Annotated in this window: 14 protein-coding genes; 11 read left to right on the top strand and 3 right to left on the bottom strand. The window is 66.0% G+C overall.

Annotated elements, in window-relative coordinates; translation table 11 throughout:
* Positions 1 to 62 precede the first annotated feature (62 nt).
* From sdhC to P9A17_RS06025, 5 genes are all read left to right on the top strand, one after another.
* On the top strand, positions 63 to 491 hold the full coding sequence (gene sdhC, locus P9A17_RS06045; RefSeq protein ID WP_278037673.1) for a succinate dehydrogenase, cytochrome b556 subunit: 429 nt from the start codon (positions 63 to 65) through the stop codon (positions 489 to 491).
* Positions 491 to 964, top strand: coding sequence for a succinate dehydrogenase hydrophobic membrane anchor subunit (locus P9A17_RS06040; protein WP_278037672.1), 474 nt, complete (start codon positions 491 to 493; stop codon positions 962 to 964). The genes sdhC and P9A17_RS06040 overlap by 1 nt, the downstream gene beginning before the upstream one ends.
* Positions 965 to 978: 14 nt before the next feature.
* Positions 979 to 2,733 (top strand): succinate dehydrogenase flavoprotein subunit, encoded by a 1,755-nt coding sequence (gene sdhA / locus P9A17_RS06035; protein ID WP_278037671.1) that lies wholly within the window; start codon positions 979 to 981, stop codon positions 2,731 to 2,733.
* On the top strand, positions 2,733 to 3,515 hold the full coding sequence (locus P9A17_RS06030) for a succinate dehydrogenase iron-sulfur subunit (RefSeq protein WP_278037670.1): 783 nt from the start codon (positions 2,733 to 2,735) through the stop codon (positions 3,513 to 3,515). The genes sdhA and P9A17_RS06030 overlap by 1 nt, the downstream gene beginning before the upstream one ends.
* 128 nt (positions 3,516 to 3,643) lie before the next feature.
* A complete protein-coding gene (locus P9A17_RS06025; protein WP_278037669.1) occupies positions 3,644 to 5,014 on the top strand; it encodes a GGDEF domain-containing protein in 1,371 nt (456 codons plus the stop codon).
* Between the two features lies 1 nt (position 5,015).
* On the opposite strand, the gene P9A17_RS06020 is transcribed toward P9A17_RS06025, so the two are convergent.
* Positions 5,016 to 5,879, bottom strand: a complete 864-nt coding sequence (locus tag P9A17_RS06020) for an alpha/beta hydrolase (RefSeq protein WP_278037668.1) — start codon at positions 5,877 to 5,879, stop codon at positions 5,016 to 5,018.
* Between the two features lie 85 nt (positions 5,880 to 5,964).
* Between P9A17_RS06020 and P9A17_RS06015 the strand changes: the two genes are divergently transcribed.
* Positions 5,965 to 6,468 carry a CGNR zinc finger domain-containing protein gene (locus P9A17_RS06015; protein ID WP_278037667.1) on the top strand — a complete coding sequence of 168 codons (504 nt, stop codon included), beginning with the start codon at positions 5,965 to 5,967 and terminating at the stop codon, positions 6,466 to 6,468.
* Here the strand turns inward: P9A17_RS06015 and P9A17_RS06010 are convergent.
* Entirely contained in the window at positions 6,450 to 7,595 is a 1,146-nt protein-coding gene (locus P9A17_RS06010) for an AI-2E family transporter (RefSeq protein WP_278037666.1), read from the bottom strand. The two genes, P9A17_RS06015 and P9A17_RS06010, sit on opposite strands and share 19 nt — an antisense overlap.
* Positions 7,596 to 7,656: 61 nt before the next feature.
* Between P9A17_RS06010 and P9A17_RS06005 the strand changes: the two genes are divergently transcribed.
* Both P9A17_RS06005 and P9A17_RS06000 read left to right on the top strand, forming a co-directional pair.
* Positions 7,657 to 8,229 (top strand): carboxymuconolactone decarboxylase family protein, encoded by a 573-nt coding sequence (locus tag P9A17_RS06005; RefSeq protein WP_278037665.1) that lies wholly within the window; start codon positions 7,657 to 7,659, stop codon positions 8,227 to 8,229.
* A gap of 35 nt (positions 8,230 to 8,264) precedes the next feature.
* Positions 8,265 to 9,230, top strand: coding sequence for an LLM class flavin-dependent oxidoreductase (locus P9A17_RS06000; RefSeq protein WP_278037664.1), 966 nt, complete (start codon positions 8,265 to 8,267; stop codon positions 9,228 to 9,230).
* 9 nt (positions 9,231 to 9,239) lie between these two features.
* Here P9A17_RS06000 and P9A17_RS05995 read toward each other — a convergent pair whose 3' ends face one another.
* Positions 9,240 to 10,136, bottom strand: coding sequence for a sigma-70 family RNA polymerase sigma factor (locus tag P9A17_RS05995; RefSeq protein ID WP_278037663.1), 897 nt, complete (start codon positions 10,134 to 10,136; stop codon positions 9,240 to 9,242).
* A gap of 115 nt (positions 10,137 to 10,251) precedes the next feature.
* Between P9A17_RS05995 and P9A17_RS05990 the strand changes: the two genes are divergently transcribed.
* Genes P9A17_RS05990 through P9A17_RS05980 form a run of 3 tightly spaced genes read left to right on the top strand, consistent with a single transcriptional unit; the run spans position 10,252 to position 14,025 of the window.
* Entirely contained in the window at positions 10,252 to 11,763 is a 1,512-nt protein-coding gene (locus P9A17_RS05990) for an APC family permease (protein ID WP_278037662.1), read from the top strand.
* Between the two features lie 15 nt (positions 11,764 to 11,778).
* Positions 11,779 to 12,642, top strand: coding sequence for a universal stress protein (locus P9A17_RS05985; protein ID WP_278037661.1), 864 nt, complete (start codon positions 11,779 to 11,781; stop codon positions 12,640 to 12,642).
* Positions 12,643 to 12,687: 45 nt separating this feature from the next.
* Positions 12,688 to 14,025 carry an NAD-dependent succinate-semialdehyde dehydrogenase gene (locus tag P9A17_RS05980; protein ID WP_278038620.1) on the top strand — a complete coding sequence of 446 codons (1,338 nt, stop codon included), beginning with the start codon at positions 12,688 to 12,690 and terminating at the stop codon, positions 14,023 to 14,025.
* The last annotated feature ends 54 nt before the right edge of the window (positions 14,026 to 14,079 follow it).

Below are 14,079 nucleotides of genomic sequence, written 5' to 3'. Positions count from 1 at the left end.
GTTTGGGGCCCGGTAAGCAGCACCGAATTCCCAAGCCTCCACCGATGGCGTTGGAGGGTCCTATGAGTACGGCTACACCAGCCGATACCGATTTGCCGGCACCGCGATCAAAGCCGACGCGCCGCCGCACTTTCTACCGCGGCGACCCGGGTATGTGGTCGTGGGTATTGCACCGCATCTCGGGCGCGACGATCTTCTTCTTCTTGTTCGTCCACGTGCTCGACACCGCCCTGGTTCGCGTCAGTCCGCAGGCCTACAACGAGATCATCGAGACGTACAAGACCCCGATCATCGGTCTGATGGAGATCGGGCTCGTCGCCGCGGTCCTCTACCACGCCCTCAACGGGATCCGGATCATCCTCATCGACTTCTGGTCGGAGGGGCCGCGCCACCAGCGCAAGATGCTGTGGGTGATCGCGGGCATCTTCCTCGTCCTGTTCATCGCGTCCGTCGGAGTGATCGGCATGCACATGGTGGAGAGGTTCTTCTGATGCCTGAGAACCCCTACGACCACATCTCCGACCGCGGCGGACCCGCGCCCGTCATGCAACGCAGCTTCGACCGTCCCGCCGGCCTGGACAACCCTCGTGCGCCGCGCCGCGCGGGGGGCATGCCGAACTTCGAGAAGTACACCTGGCTGTTCATGCGCTTCTCGGGCATCGTGCTCGTCTTCCTGGCGCTGGGCCACCTCTTCATCATGCTGATGTGGGAGAACGGCGTGTACCGCATTGACTTCAACTACGTCGCCGAACGCTGGTCGTCGCCGTTCTGGCAGACCTGGGACCTGCTGCTGCTGTGGCTGGCCCAGCTGCACGGCGGTAACGGGATGCGCACGATCATCGCCGACTACACGCGCAAGGACTCCACGAAGTTCTGGCTCAACACGCTGCTTCTGCTGTCGATCGTGTTCACCGTGGTGCTGGGGACCTACGTGCTCGTGACGTTCGACGCGTCGATTTCCTGAAACGGAGAAGCCGAATGATTGTTGAACACCGCTACGACGTCGTCATCGTCGGCGCAGGTGGCGCCGGTATGCGCGCGGCCGTCGAGTCCGGACCCCGCGTCCGCACGGCCGTGCTGACCAAGCTCTACCCCACCCGGTCGCACACCGGCGCGGCCCAGGGCGGCATGTGCGCCGCGCTGGCCAACGTCGAGGAAGACAACTGGGAGTGGCACACGTTCGACACCGTCAAGGGCGGCGACTACCTCGCCGACCAGGACGCCGTCGAGATCATGGCCAAGGAGGCCATCGACGCGGTGCTCGACCTGGAGAAGATGGGGATGCCGTTCAACCGCACCCCCGAAGGCCGCATCGACCAGCGCCGCTTCGGCGGCCACACCCGCGACCACGGCAAGGCGCCTGTGCGCCGCGCCTGCTACGCCGCCGACCGCACCGGCCACATGATCCTGCAGACGCTGTACCAAAACTGCGTCAAGCACGACGTCGAGTTCTTCAACGAGTACTACGCGCTGGACATCGCGCTGACCGACACACCGTCGGGCCCCGTCGCCACCGGCGTCATCGCCTACGAGCTGGCGACCGGCGACGTGCATGTGTTCCACGCCAAGGCGATCGTGTTCGCCACCGGCGGCTCGGGCCGCATGTACAAGACGACGTCGAACGCCCACACGTTGACCGGCGACGGCCTCGGCATCATCTTCCGCAAGGGACTTCCCTTGGAGGACATGGAGTTTCACCAGTTCCACCCGACAGGTCTTGCCGGTCTCGGCATCCTGATCTCCGAGGCGGTGCGCGGTGAGGGCGGGCGCCTGCTCAACGGCGACGGTGAGCGGTTCATGGAGCGCTACGCCCCGACGATCGTCGACCTGGCACCGCGTGACATCGTCGCTCGCTCAATGGTTCTCGAGGTTCTGGAAGGCCGCGGCGCCGGACCGAACAAGGACTACGTGTACATCGACGTGCGCCACCTCGGCGAGGACGTCCTGGAAGCCAAGCTGCCCGACATCACCGAGTTCGCCCGGACGTACCTCGGCGTCGACCCGGTCAAGGAACTCGTGCCGGTGTATCCGACATGCCACTACGTCATGGGCGGCATCCCGACGACCATCAACGGTCAAGTGCTGCGGGACAACACGACGATCATCCCCGGCCTCTACGCCGCGGGTGAGTGCGCGTGTGTGTCGGTGCACGGAGCCAACCGGCTGGGCACCAACTCGCTGCTCGACATCAACGTGTTCGGCCGCCGGGCCGGTATCGCCGCCGCGAATTACGCACTGGGACACGACTTCGTCGACCTGCCCGAGCGTCCGGCGGAGATGGTGGTCGGCTGGGTCGGCGACATTCTGAGTGACCACGGCAACGAGCGTGTTGCCGACATCCGTGGCGCGCTGCAGCAGTCGATGGACAACAACGCCGCGGTGTTCCGCACCGAGGAGACTCTTAAGCAGGCGTTGACCGACATCCACGCCCTCAAGGAGCGGTACTCGCGAATCACGGTGCACGACAAGGGCAAGCGCTACAACAGCGACCTGCTCGAGGCGATCGAGCTCGGCTTCCTGCTGGAGCTTGCCGAAGTCACCGTGGTGGGCGCGTTGAACCGCAAGGAGTCTCGCGGCGGCCACGCGCGCGAGGACTACCCCAACCGCGACGACACCAACTACATGCGCCACACGATGGCCTACAAGGAAGGTTCCGACCTTCTCAGCGACATCCGGTTGGACTACAAACCTGTGACGCAGACCCGGTATGAGCCGATGGAACGGAAGTACTAATGACCAGCGTTCTCGAGAAGCCCGAAACCGGCGACCCCGAGCTGCCTCCCGTGCCCGACGGCGCGGTGATGGTGACGCTCAAGATCGCCCGGTTCAATCCGGAGTCGCCCGATGACGCCGGCTACCAGAGCTTCCGGGTGCCGTGCCTGCCGTCGGACCGTCTGCTCAACCTGCTGCACTACGTGAAGTGGTACCTGGACGGCACGTTGACGTTCCGCCGGTCCTGCGCGCACGGCGTGTGCGGCTCGGACGCGATGCGCATCAACGGCGTCAACCGCCTGGCGTGCAAGGTGCTGATGCGCGACATGCTGCCGAAGAAGGCGTCCAAGCAGCTGACCATCACGATCGAGCCGATCCGCGGGCTGCCCGTGGAGAAGGATCTCGTCGTCGACATGGAGCCGTTCTTCGATGCGTTCCGGGCGATCAAGCCGTACCTGATCACGTCGGGCAATCAGCCCACCCGCGAGCGCATCCAGAGCCAGACCGACCGCGCCCGCTACGACGACACCACCAAGTGCATTCTGTGCGCGTGCTGCACCACGTCGTGCCCGGTGTATTGGAGCGAGGGTTCCTACTTCGGCCCGGCGGCGATCGTCAACGCCCACCGCTTCATCTTCGACTCGCGTGACGAGGGGGCGGCCGAGCGGCTCGACATCCTCAACGACGTCGACGGGGTGTGGCGCTGCCGGACGACGTTCAACTGCACCGAGGCCTGCCCGCGTGGGATTCAGGTGACGAAGGCGATCCAGGAGGTCAAGCGCGCGCTCATGTTCGCGCGCTGACGAAAGCGGGCGAGGGACGAGCCCGACGAGGAAGCGCGCCATCCAACACCGCGCGCTGACGAACGCGGGTGGCAGAGTGTGCCACCGCCGTAACACACCGTTGAGAACGACTAACTAGGATCTCGGCTGTGGTCGATGCGGCGCCGTCCTACGATGACGAGAAGGTCATCGCCGCGCCGACGCCTGCCATCATCGCGTTGGCGACTCCGTATCTCCCTTTGATCCAGTTCCACGCCGAGGCCCTCGTCGACGACTTCTACGCGAGCTTGCTTCAGCGGACCGAGTCGCATCGGTATCTGAACAATTCTGTCGTCGAGACCCGACTGAAGACCGAGCTGGTGTCGTGGCTGCGGCACGCCTTCTCTGTCGAGGCACTGAACGACCCCGCCGCGTTCGAGCAGAGACAGCAACAGATCGGCGAATTCCACGCCAGGCTGCGCATCCCGATCCATCTCGTCCACATCGGCGCGCTGCGCCTACGCACCCGGATCTCCGAGTTGGTGCGCGACGACGTCACCCAACCGTGGGAGAACTGCTACGACGTGATGCGGTTTTTCGACGCCTGGATCGACGGGGCGATCACGGCAATGAGCCGTTCGGGCATCCGTCGCATCGTCAACCGCACCCGCCTCGAGGAGTCCTACCGGTTGTTCTCCCTCGACCAGGACATGAACCTGGAACGCGAACGGCAACGCGCCAGTCTCCTCGAGTGGTCGCAGTCGACCCTGCTGAGCGTTCTTCACAGCCACGCCAACAATGCACCGACCGACCCTCTGGCGCTGGCGCCGTTCGGGCTCTGGGTGCGTCACCGCGCCGAGGTGATGTTCGAAACCGCACCGCAGATGGCCGAGATCAAGCAGGCCGTCGCCCGCGTCGACGATGTGCTGCTGCCATCGCTGCGCTCACCGGATTCGGGTCGGCAGACGTCGGCACTGCAGGCGCTGGGCGCTGAGGTGGACCGGATCCTGGCTCTACTCGGCGACATGTTCCAGGGTCTGTCGGAGGTCGAACTCGGTCGTGATGCGTTGACGCGCACCTTGAATCGCCGGTTCCTGCCTTCGATCCTGCTGCGCGAGATCGGCTTCGTGTCGCGAACGTCGATGAGCCTGTCGGGCTTCATGCTCGACGTCGACAACTTCAAGAACATCAACAGCATTCACGGACATCACACCGGCGATGCGGTGCTGCGCACGCTCGCCGGGATCCTGTCCGACAACGTCCGTTCGACCGATTTCATCTTCCGCTACGGCGGCGAGGAGTTCTTTGTCCTGCTGGTCGAGACGCAGCTGCACGAGAGTGTCGAGACCGCCGAACGGGTCCGCCGTGCCGTCGCCGATGCCGACTTCCGCGCGGGCGACACGAGCATCAACGTGACCGTCTCGATCGGGGTGGCGACGCACAACGGCCACCCCGACCCCGACGATCTGGTGAAGCGGGCCGACTTCGCGTTGATCGAGGCCAAACAGGAGGGGCGCAACCGCGTCGTCGTTTCCGGCTAGTTCACAGCCGGCGCGACAGGAAGTCGCGGATCAGACCGGTCACCGCTGGCAGGTCACTTTCGAGGAGAAAGTGGCCGCCGTCGAGCAGGTGGATCTCACCGTCGACGGCGTCGTCGCCGAAGGCCCGCGCCCCGTCGGGACCGAAGAACGGGTCCTTGTCCCCCCAAACAGCAAGCAGCGGAACGGCACTCGCGCGCAGATAGTCGTGCAGCGCCGGGTAGATCTTCGGGTTGGTGGCGTAGTCGAGGAACAGCTTCAGCTGGATCCTGTCGTTGCCCGGACGTGACAGCAGCGCGTAGTCGTGGTGCCACGTGTCGGGGCTGACGACGGACTCGTCGGGTACGCCGGCGACGTACTGCGTCTTGGTGGCTTCGAAACTCAGGAAGCTACGCAGCGCCGCCTCGGTCTCGGGTGTCTGTTCGCGTTGGTAGTTCCACACCGGCACCCAACCGTCGGTGACGAACCCAGCGTCGTAACCGTTGCCGTTCTGCGTGACGATCGCGGTGATCGCCTGCGGATCCCGCAACGCCAGCCGCCACCCGACGGGCGCGCCGTAGTCCTGAACGTAGATGGCGTACCGGGACACGCCGAGCTGCGCGAGCAGACCCGCGACGAGTGCTGCCAGCGCGTCGAAGGTGTAGTCGAACTCGTCGACCGAGGGCGCGTCGGAGTAACCGAAGCCCAGGTAGTCGGGCGCGATGACGTGATAGTCGTCGGCGAGTTCGGGGATCAAGTTGCGGAACATGAACGAACTGGTCGGGAATCCGTGAAGCAGGACGACGACGGGGGCGTCGGCGGGGCCGGCCTCCCGATAGAACAACTGATGGCCGTCGACGGTGGCGTAGCGGTGATGAACGTCTGCCATGACTAACTCCTTATTTCTGATTTAACGGTTAGTCGGAGTAAACCCGTGGTGATGTAACCTGTCAATAGCACTTTGGAGGTTAGACATGGATGTGTGTGCCGCTACGGCCGACGACGAGAAATTTCTGCTCGACCTGTTGAACACGACACCGGTCATCGACGGCGTGCACACCGACGCACTCCCCGACCTCGCGGGCTCCGCACAATGGCTCTCCGACCACGACGTCGCCGCCACCGAGCAGGAGTGGGCGACGCTCGTCGACGCGCGCGCGTCGCTGCAGGCGGTGATTCGCGGCGACGCAGCACCGACCGAGCTACACCGATTCCTGTCGAACGTTCAGCTGGCACCGACGATGACCGCCGACGGGGTCCAGTGGCGCCTCGACGGCGCCAACGGTGCCGCCCGCGCGGTGCTGGCGTGGGACGGCCTCCGGATCACCAGTCCCGGACGACTGCGCCCGTGCGCCAACACCGAATGCCACCTGTTTCTCATCGACCGCAGTAAGCCGAACACCGCGCGCTGGTGCTCGATGGCCATCTGCGGCAATCGCATGAAGGCCCGAAGGCACTATCAGCGGTCGCGGGGCTGAACCTCCTCCGACTCCTCCTGCTCCGATTCGGCCACTTCAGCATCCGCAGTCTCGCCTGACTTCTCGGCGACCTGCTCGCCGTAGTACCGGATGATGACGGCCGCCGCGGCCGCCACCGGAACCGCCAGGAAGGCGCCGATGACGCCAAAAGTGGACGCGCCCAACGTCACTGCCAACAGCACGATCACCGCATGCAGATTCATCGACTTCGACTGCAACCACGGCTGCAGCACGTTGCCTTCGATCTGCTGCACAGCGACGATGATCGCGAGCACGATGAGCGCGGTCACCGGCCCGTTGGCGACCAACGCGATCAACACCGCGAGACCACCGGCGACGAACGCGCCGACGATCGGCACGAAGCCCGCGATGAACGTGATGATCGCCAACGCGTAGGCCAACGGCACCCCGAGGATCACCAGCCCGATGCCGATGAGCACTGCGTCAACCAGGCTCACGATCGCCTGTGTCCGAATGAAACCGCCGAGCGTCGACCACACCCGCTGAAGCACCTCGGCGAGATGCCGCCCAGCGGGCGCGCCGACGACGCGTCGCAGCCACGGAAGGAATCCGGGCCCGTCCTTGAGGAAGAAAAACGTCACGACGACGGCGGTGAACACCGTGACCAGAGCCGACGTCGCCGCCCCGACCCCGGTGAACACGCCCGACGCTATCTGCGCGCTGCTGGAGTTCAGCCTGTCGGTGATCGCGGCCACCGCCGAATTGAGTTGTTCCTCACTGATTTTCAGCGGCGGACCACCCAGCCAGTCGCGCACCTGCACGACACCGGCCGTGGCCTGCTCGGCGAGTTCGGCCGTCTGCCCGACGATCGCGGGTGCCACCGCGGCGACGATGCCCGCGATCACGCCGACCGCGACGAGCAGTGCCAGCAGGACAGCCAACGCCGGCGGCACTCCCCTGTCCCGCAACCAGCGCACCGGCGGCCACAGGACCGTGCACACGATCAGCGCCAGCACCACCGGCAGGAGGATCACCCACGTCTGTCCCACCACCCAGGACAGGACCCACAGCGCGGCGGCCACCGCGATGAATTGGAGAGCGACCACCGCAGTCGATCGCAGGTGGGCGCTGTAGACCGCGCCTCGGTTCGGAGCGTTTTCTGTCACGCCCCACATCTACCCGACAGCCACCGAGTCACACTTCGAGGTGTCGCCTCGTCTGACAGGTATGACCACCACACGCCTCGAACCCGTCCCACCGCACCGCGCATCGCTGATGACCCGACTGATGTGGCATTACGCCAAACGTCGCTTCGGTGAGGTTCCGGAACCGTTTGCCATCTACGCCCACCATCCCGGGCTGATGGTGGCCGGCGCCCTGCACGAGGGGATGCTGGAGCGCGCCTCCGACGAGCTGCCCGCCAGCGTCCGCGAGCTGGCCGTCTTCTGGGTGGCCCGGCAGATCGGATGCTCCTGGTGCGTCGACTTCGGGTCGATGCTGATGCGCCTCGACGGCCTGGACCTGCTGCGGCTCAAGGATATTGACGACTATGCGACCTCGCCTGCCTTCTCCGACGACGAGCGCGCGGCCATCGCCTACGCCGCGGCCGTGACGACCGATCCGCACACGGTGACCGACGAGCAGGTAGCTGATCTACGCCGCCGCTTCGGCGACAAGGGTGTCATGGAGCTCACGTACCAGATCGGTGTCGAGAACATGCGGGCCCGGATGAACGCCGCGCTGGGCATCACCGAGCAGGGCTTCAGCTCCGGCGACGCCTGCCGGGTGCCCTGGAGCTGACATCCGATCGTCTGGTTAGGGTACCCTAACCGGCTATGCGATTCGGCGTACTGCTCAACATGGGCGCGAGCCTGGGCGCGACTGCCGGCGATGTCGTCGACCTGACCGTGACGCAGGCCGAGCTCGCGGAGGAGCTCGGCTATGACGAGTTGTGGGTCACCGAGCATCACTTCATCCGGTTCGGGATCAACCCCAGCGCACTGACCGCCGCGGGATTCCTGCTCGGGCGTACCCGCACGATCCGCGTCGGCACGTCCGTCGTCCTCTCACCGCTGTGCCACCCGGTCGACCTCGCGGAACGGGCCGCACTGCTCGACCAGCTCAGCGGCGGCCGTTTCGAACTCGGACTCGGCCGGGGCGGCTACCGGCGCGACTACGAGATGCTCGACGTCGACTTCGCTCGGTGGAACGACGAACCCCACGCGACGGTCGACCGGCTGGTCGACTTGTGGTCATCGCCGGAGATTCAGCCGCCCATACGCACCAGCCCGCACCCGCCGCTGCTGATGGCCACCTCGAGCGACGCCGGTCTCAAGTGCGCTGCCGCCAACGGCTTTGCGCTGCAACACTATTTCGCCACCCCGGCGTCGGCGCGGGTGGCGCTGGAGCAGCGCTACCGCGACATCGCAGGCGCCGATCCGCACCACCTGCATACGGTGATCGCCATCGTCGACGACGCGGCCGATGCCAGGGAGCGCCTCATCGCGTCGCTGCGAACGTCATTCCGGGACGGCGACCATCCGCACGTTCCGCAGGCGCCCGAGCGTCACCTCGGGCCGGACGGCACCCCGATCGACGCGGATGCGATGGCCGAGATGGTCGGGGCGGCCGCGATCATCGGACCCGTCGGTCAGGTCGTCGACGAACTCGGCGACTTCATCCTCGAAACCGGTGCACGCCGCGTGGCGGTCTATCACGAGGCGATCGGCAGCCCGGTCCGCGCGCTGGGGTCGCTGCGCGACTTCGGCGAGTACGTGGTGCCGCAGCTGTCGCAGATGTAGCGGTCACACTCACCGCAGCGGCGAACCCGTGAACTTGTCCGGGTTGGCGACGTCGTAGATGGCGACCACCCGCCCGTCGTGCACAGTCATCGCCTGGATCCGCGGCGTGATCGCCGGCGCACCATCGACGGCGTCCGCACCCGGTGAGTAGAGCCCGAGTTCGCCGTTGACCAATCCGAGGACGCTGCTCGCCAACAACCGATCCGGTCCGTACTTGGCGCCGAGGCCGAGCAGGAACCGGGCCACCTTGTCCGAACCGTGGATGACCCGCGCCGCCGTCGGCGCCCTGCGGTTCGCGTCGCCCGTGAACGTCACATCCGGGTGCAGCACCGCCACGACCGACGAGAGGTCCCCCGACGCCATCGCCGCCAACAGCTTTCCGACGACCTCGGCGTGCTCGGACGCGGGTGGCGGCGCCGCTGATACGGCACGGCGGGCCCGCGACGCCAACTGCCGTGCCGACTCCGCCGTCGACCCGAGGATGTCGGCGATCTCGGTGAACGGCACCGAGAACCCGTCATGCAAGACGAAGGCGACGCGCTGATCCGGTGTCAGGTTCTCCAGCACCACCATCGCCGCGAACCGGGCGTCCTCACCGGCGACCACCGCAGCCAGTGGATCGGACCCGTCCAAGTCCGTCACCACCGGCTCCGGCAGCCACTCGCCGACGTAGGCCTCGCGCCGATGCGCGGCCGACCGCAACCGGTCCAGCGCGAGCCGGCTCACCACCGTCGTCAACCACGCCTTCAGATTTTCGACCGCGAGGCTGTCTCGTGCGGCCCATCGCAGCCACGCGTCCTGCACGATGTCCTCGGCGTCGGCGACCGTACCGGTCAGGCGATACGCGACCGAGAGCAGATGCGGTCGCATCTGCTCGAATTCATCGACGCGCGCGCTCGCGGTCACGCCTTTGAGTCTATGACGGGGCCTCCCGCGAACGGATTTCGTCGCAAAGTTTCCTGCATGCAACGATTTCCGCGTACATCACGCACGGCTACCACCGGAAACGTATATTTCGGCCATGGCAATCACGGAGGAACCGTCGACTCCTGCTGTCGGCGGTAAGGGTCTGCAGTCGGGGGCCCTCGGCCTCGTCGGCAACGTCGTCATCGGCCTCGGCGCTGTCGCCCCCGCATACAGTCTCGCAGCGACGCTCGGCTACGTCGTACTGAACGTCCAGGAGAAGGCGCCGGCGATGTTCGTGCTGGCGTTCATCCCGATGCTCCTCGTGGCCTTCGCCTACAAAGAGCTCTCCCAGGACACCCCGGACTGCGGCACCACCTTCACGTGGGGCACCAAGGCGTTCGGGCCGTGGATCGGCTGGATCGGCGGCTGGGGCCTGGCGGTGTCGGCGATCATCGTGCTGGCCAACGTCTCCGAGATCGCCGCGATCTACCTCTACAGCTTCCTCGGCCTCGACAACCTCGCCGAGAGCGTGCCCGCGACAGTGGGCCTCGGCTGCTTCTTCATCATCGCGATGACGCTGGTCTCCGCCCGCGGCATCGTCGTCAGCGAGCGGGTGCAGAACGTCCTCATTGTCATCCAGTTCGGCGTGCTGATCATCGTCAGCGTCATCGCACTGATCCGGGTGTTCAGCGGCACCGCCGGGGCGCAGGCCATCACCCCACAACTGTCCTGGCTGTGGCCGAGCGGACTCGACGTGTCGTCGATCGCCGCCGCCGTCATCCTCTGCATCTTCATCTACTGGGGCTGGGATGCCTGCCTGGCCGTCGGCGAGGAAACCAAGGACCCGGGCAAGACACCCGGCATCGCGGCGCTCATCACGACGGTGATCCTGGTGTGCACCTACGTGCTCGTCGCCTACGCGCTGCAATCCTTCGCAGGCTTCAGCGAAGTCGGCATCGGACTGAACAACCCCAACAACACCGATGACGTCCTCACCGTCCTCGGCGAACCGGTCGCCGGCCAGATCGCCGCATCCGCACTCCTGTTGACCGTGTCGGTATCGGCGCTGTCGTCGACCCAGACCACGATCCTGCCGACCGCGCGCGGCACCCTGTCGATGGCCGTCTACGAGGCGATCCCCAAGCGCTTCGCCAGCGTGCACCCGCGCTACATGACCCCCGCCTTCGGGACCATCGTCATGGGGATCTCGGCGCTGTTCTTCTACCTGGTCCTGAAGATGCTGTCCGAGAACGCGCTGCTCGACTCGGTCGCCTCGCTCGGCCTGGCAGTGGCGTTCTACTACGGTGTCACCGCGTTCGCCTGCGTCTGGTACTTCCGCAGGACGCTGTTCCAGTCGGCCCGAAACCTGTTCTTCCGCGGCATCTTCCCGTTCCTCGGCGGCGCCGCGATGGCCGCGGCGTTCATCATCAGCGCCAAGGACATGATCCAGCCCGACTACGGCTACACCGCCTTCGGACCCATCGGCGGCGTGTTCGTCCTCGGCATCGGGATGCTCGTGCTCGGCATCCCACTGATGCTGGCGTGCTTCGCCTTCGGCACCAAGCGGTTCTTCCGTGGCGAAACGCTGAACGCGACCACCGAAGTCAAGGTCCCGGACACCTTCTAAAGAGAGAGTCCCGCAATGCATTTGACAGTCGGCTACCTCGCCACCCCGACCGGTGACGACGGAATCGCACTCGCCAGCGCCCTCGCCAAGACCTTCGATGCCAGCGTCGACGTCGTCATCGTCGTCCGCGAAGAACTGCCCGACGGCCACCCCGGCCGCGCCGAGTACCAGAAGATGCTCATCAGCCGCGGCCAGGAGTGGGTCGCCAAAGCCGTTGCCGCACTGGCCGCCGACGGTGTCAGCGCAGGATCTGAGGTGATCGTCGGAGAGTCGTTCGCGCAGACGCTGGTCGACTTCGCCGAACAGAAATCGTCCGACCTGATCGTGGTCGGCGGGGCGCGCGACGGATTCTTCGGACGGCACACCATCGGCCCGGTCACGTCGGCTCTGCTGCACGTGTCGCCGATTCCTGTCGCCCTGGCCCCTCGCGGATACGCCGAGGACCCCGACGATGCGATCGAGACGTTGACGGCCGCGGTTCCCACCCGGCCGGGCGACGACAATCCGCTGCCGTTCACGATCACGCTGGCGAGTGCGGCGGGACTGGGCATCCGGATGCTCTCGCTCGTGTCGTCGGAGAACCTGGCCGAAGCGGGCAGCGCCAAAGAAGTCCGCGCGCTGCAGCGCGAGGCCGCGGAGGAAAATCTTGCCGTCGCCGCCAGGGCCCTGCCCGACGCACCCGAGATCGAGTCGTTGGTCGCCGACGGTATGACGTTGGAGTCGGCGCTGAAGAAGCTGCGCTGGGAGGACGGCGATCTGCTGATCGTGGGGTCGTCGCGCTTCGCCGCGCCGCGACGCATCTTCCTCGGCTCCACGGCGTCACGAATCCTCGCAGGCGTTGACGTGCCTGTGATCGTCGTGCCGCGCGACGACGAGTAGACAAGAAGTAGTCCCTTTGGAAGTCAACGACAAGGAGTGAGTGAAGTGTCGATGTATGCGGTGATCGATCCGGCGACCGGCGACGTGGTCAAGGAATACCCGACCGCCAGCGACGCACAGATCGAGGAGGCGATCGCCTCAGCCGCCAAAGCGCACAGCGACTGGTCGAAGAACTCGACTGTGGCCGAACGGGCCGCCCTGATCCGCCGGGTCGCCGAGCTGCACAACGAGCGCAAGGAAGAGCTGGCGAAGATCATCCAGCGCGAGATGGGCAAGCCGCTCGACCAGTCCGAGGGTGAGGTGGAGTTCAGCGCCGCGATCTACGAGTTCTACGCCGACAACGCGGAGAAGTTCCTCGCCGACGAGCCGATCGATCTGCTCGAAGGCGAAGGCTCGGCACTGATCCGGCGCAGCTCCGTCGGCGTGCTGCTGGGCATCATGCCGTGGAACTACCCGTACTACCAGGTCGCCCGGTTCGCCGGCCCGAACTTGGTGCTGGGCAACACGATTGTGCTCAAGCATGCTCCGCAGTGCCCCGAGTCCGCCGCAGCGCTGGAGAAGATCTTCCTCGATGCCGGGTTCCCCGAGGGCGCCTATGTGAACGTCTACGCAACCAACGAGCAGATCGCCGACGCCATCGCCGACCCACGGGTCCAAGGGGTTTCGCTGACCGGCTCCGAGCGGGCCGGTGCCGCCGTCGCCGAGATCGCCGGGCGCAACCTGAAGAAGGTCGTGCTGGAACTCGGTGGGTCCGACCCGTTCATCCTCTTGTCGTCCGACGACCTCGACGCAGCGGTCGAGGCCGCTGTCGACGGTCGGTTCGAGAACACCGGGCAGGCGTGCAATGCGGCCAAGCGGATCATCGTGGACGAGGGCATCTACGACGCGTTCCTGGAGAAGTTCACGGCGAAGGTGCTGGCCAAGGCAGACGGGCTGGCACCGTTGTCGTCGGTAGCTGCTGCCGAACGCCTCGACGAGCAGGTCCAGCGGGCCGTCTCCAGCGGTGCAGCGCTGACGTCGGAGGGGCAGCGCAACGGCGCGTTCTACCCGCCGGGCGTGCTGACCGGGCTGCCCACGGACTTCCGTGAGGAGCTCTTCGGGCCCGTCGCGTCGGTGTACAAGGTCAGCTCTGAAGCCGAAGCCGTCGAACTGGCCAACGACACCCCGTTCGGTCTCGGGTCCTATGTGTTCACCACCGACAGCGAGCAGGCCAAGCGCGTCGCCGACAAGATCGACGCGGGCATGGTGTTCGTGAATGCCGTTGGCGCAGAAGGAGCCGAGCTGCCGTTCGGCGGCGTCAAGCGTTCGGGCTTCGGCCGCGAGCTGGGCAGGTTCGGCATCGACGAGTTCGTGAACAAGAAGCTGATCCGCATCGCGGGGTAGCTCGTCGCGGGTTTCCGTGAAATATCATTCCGGGTTGCGGTCACGGCCGATTTC

Origin of the sequence: Mycobacterium sp. 236(2023) (assembly GCF_029623955.1) — a bacterium.
Lineage (GTDB): Bacteria > Actinomycetota > Actinomycetes > Mycobacteriales > Mycobacteriaceae > Mycobacterium.
The sequence above is the reverse complement of the archived record's forward strand: the minus strand, read 5'-3'. Positions and strand labels throughout refer to the sequence as shown.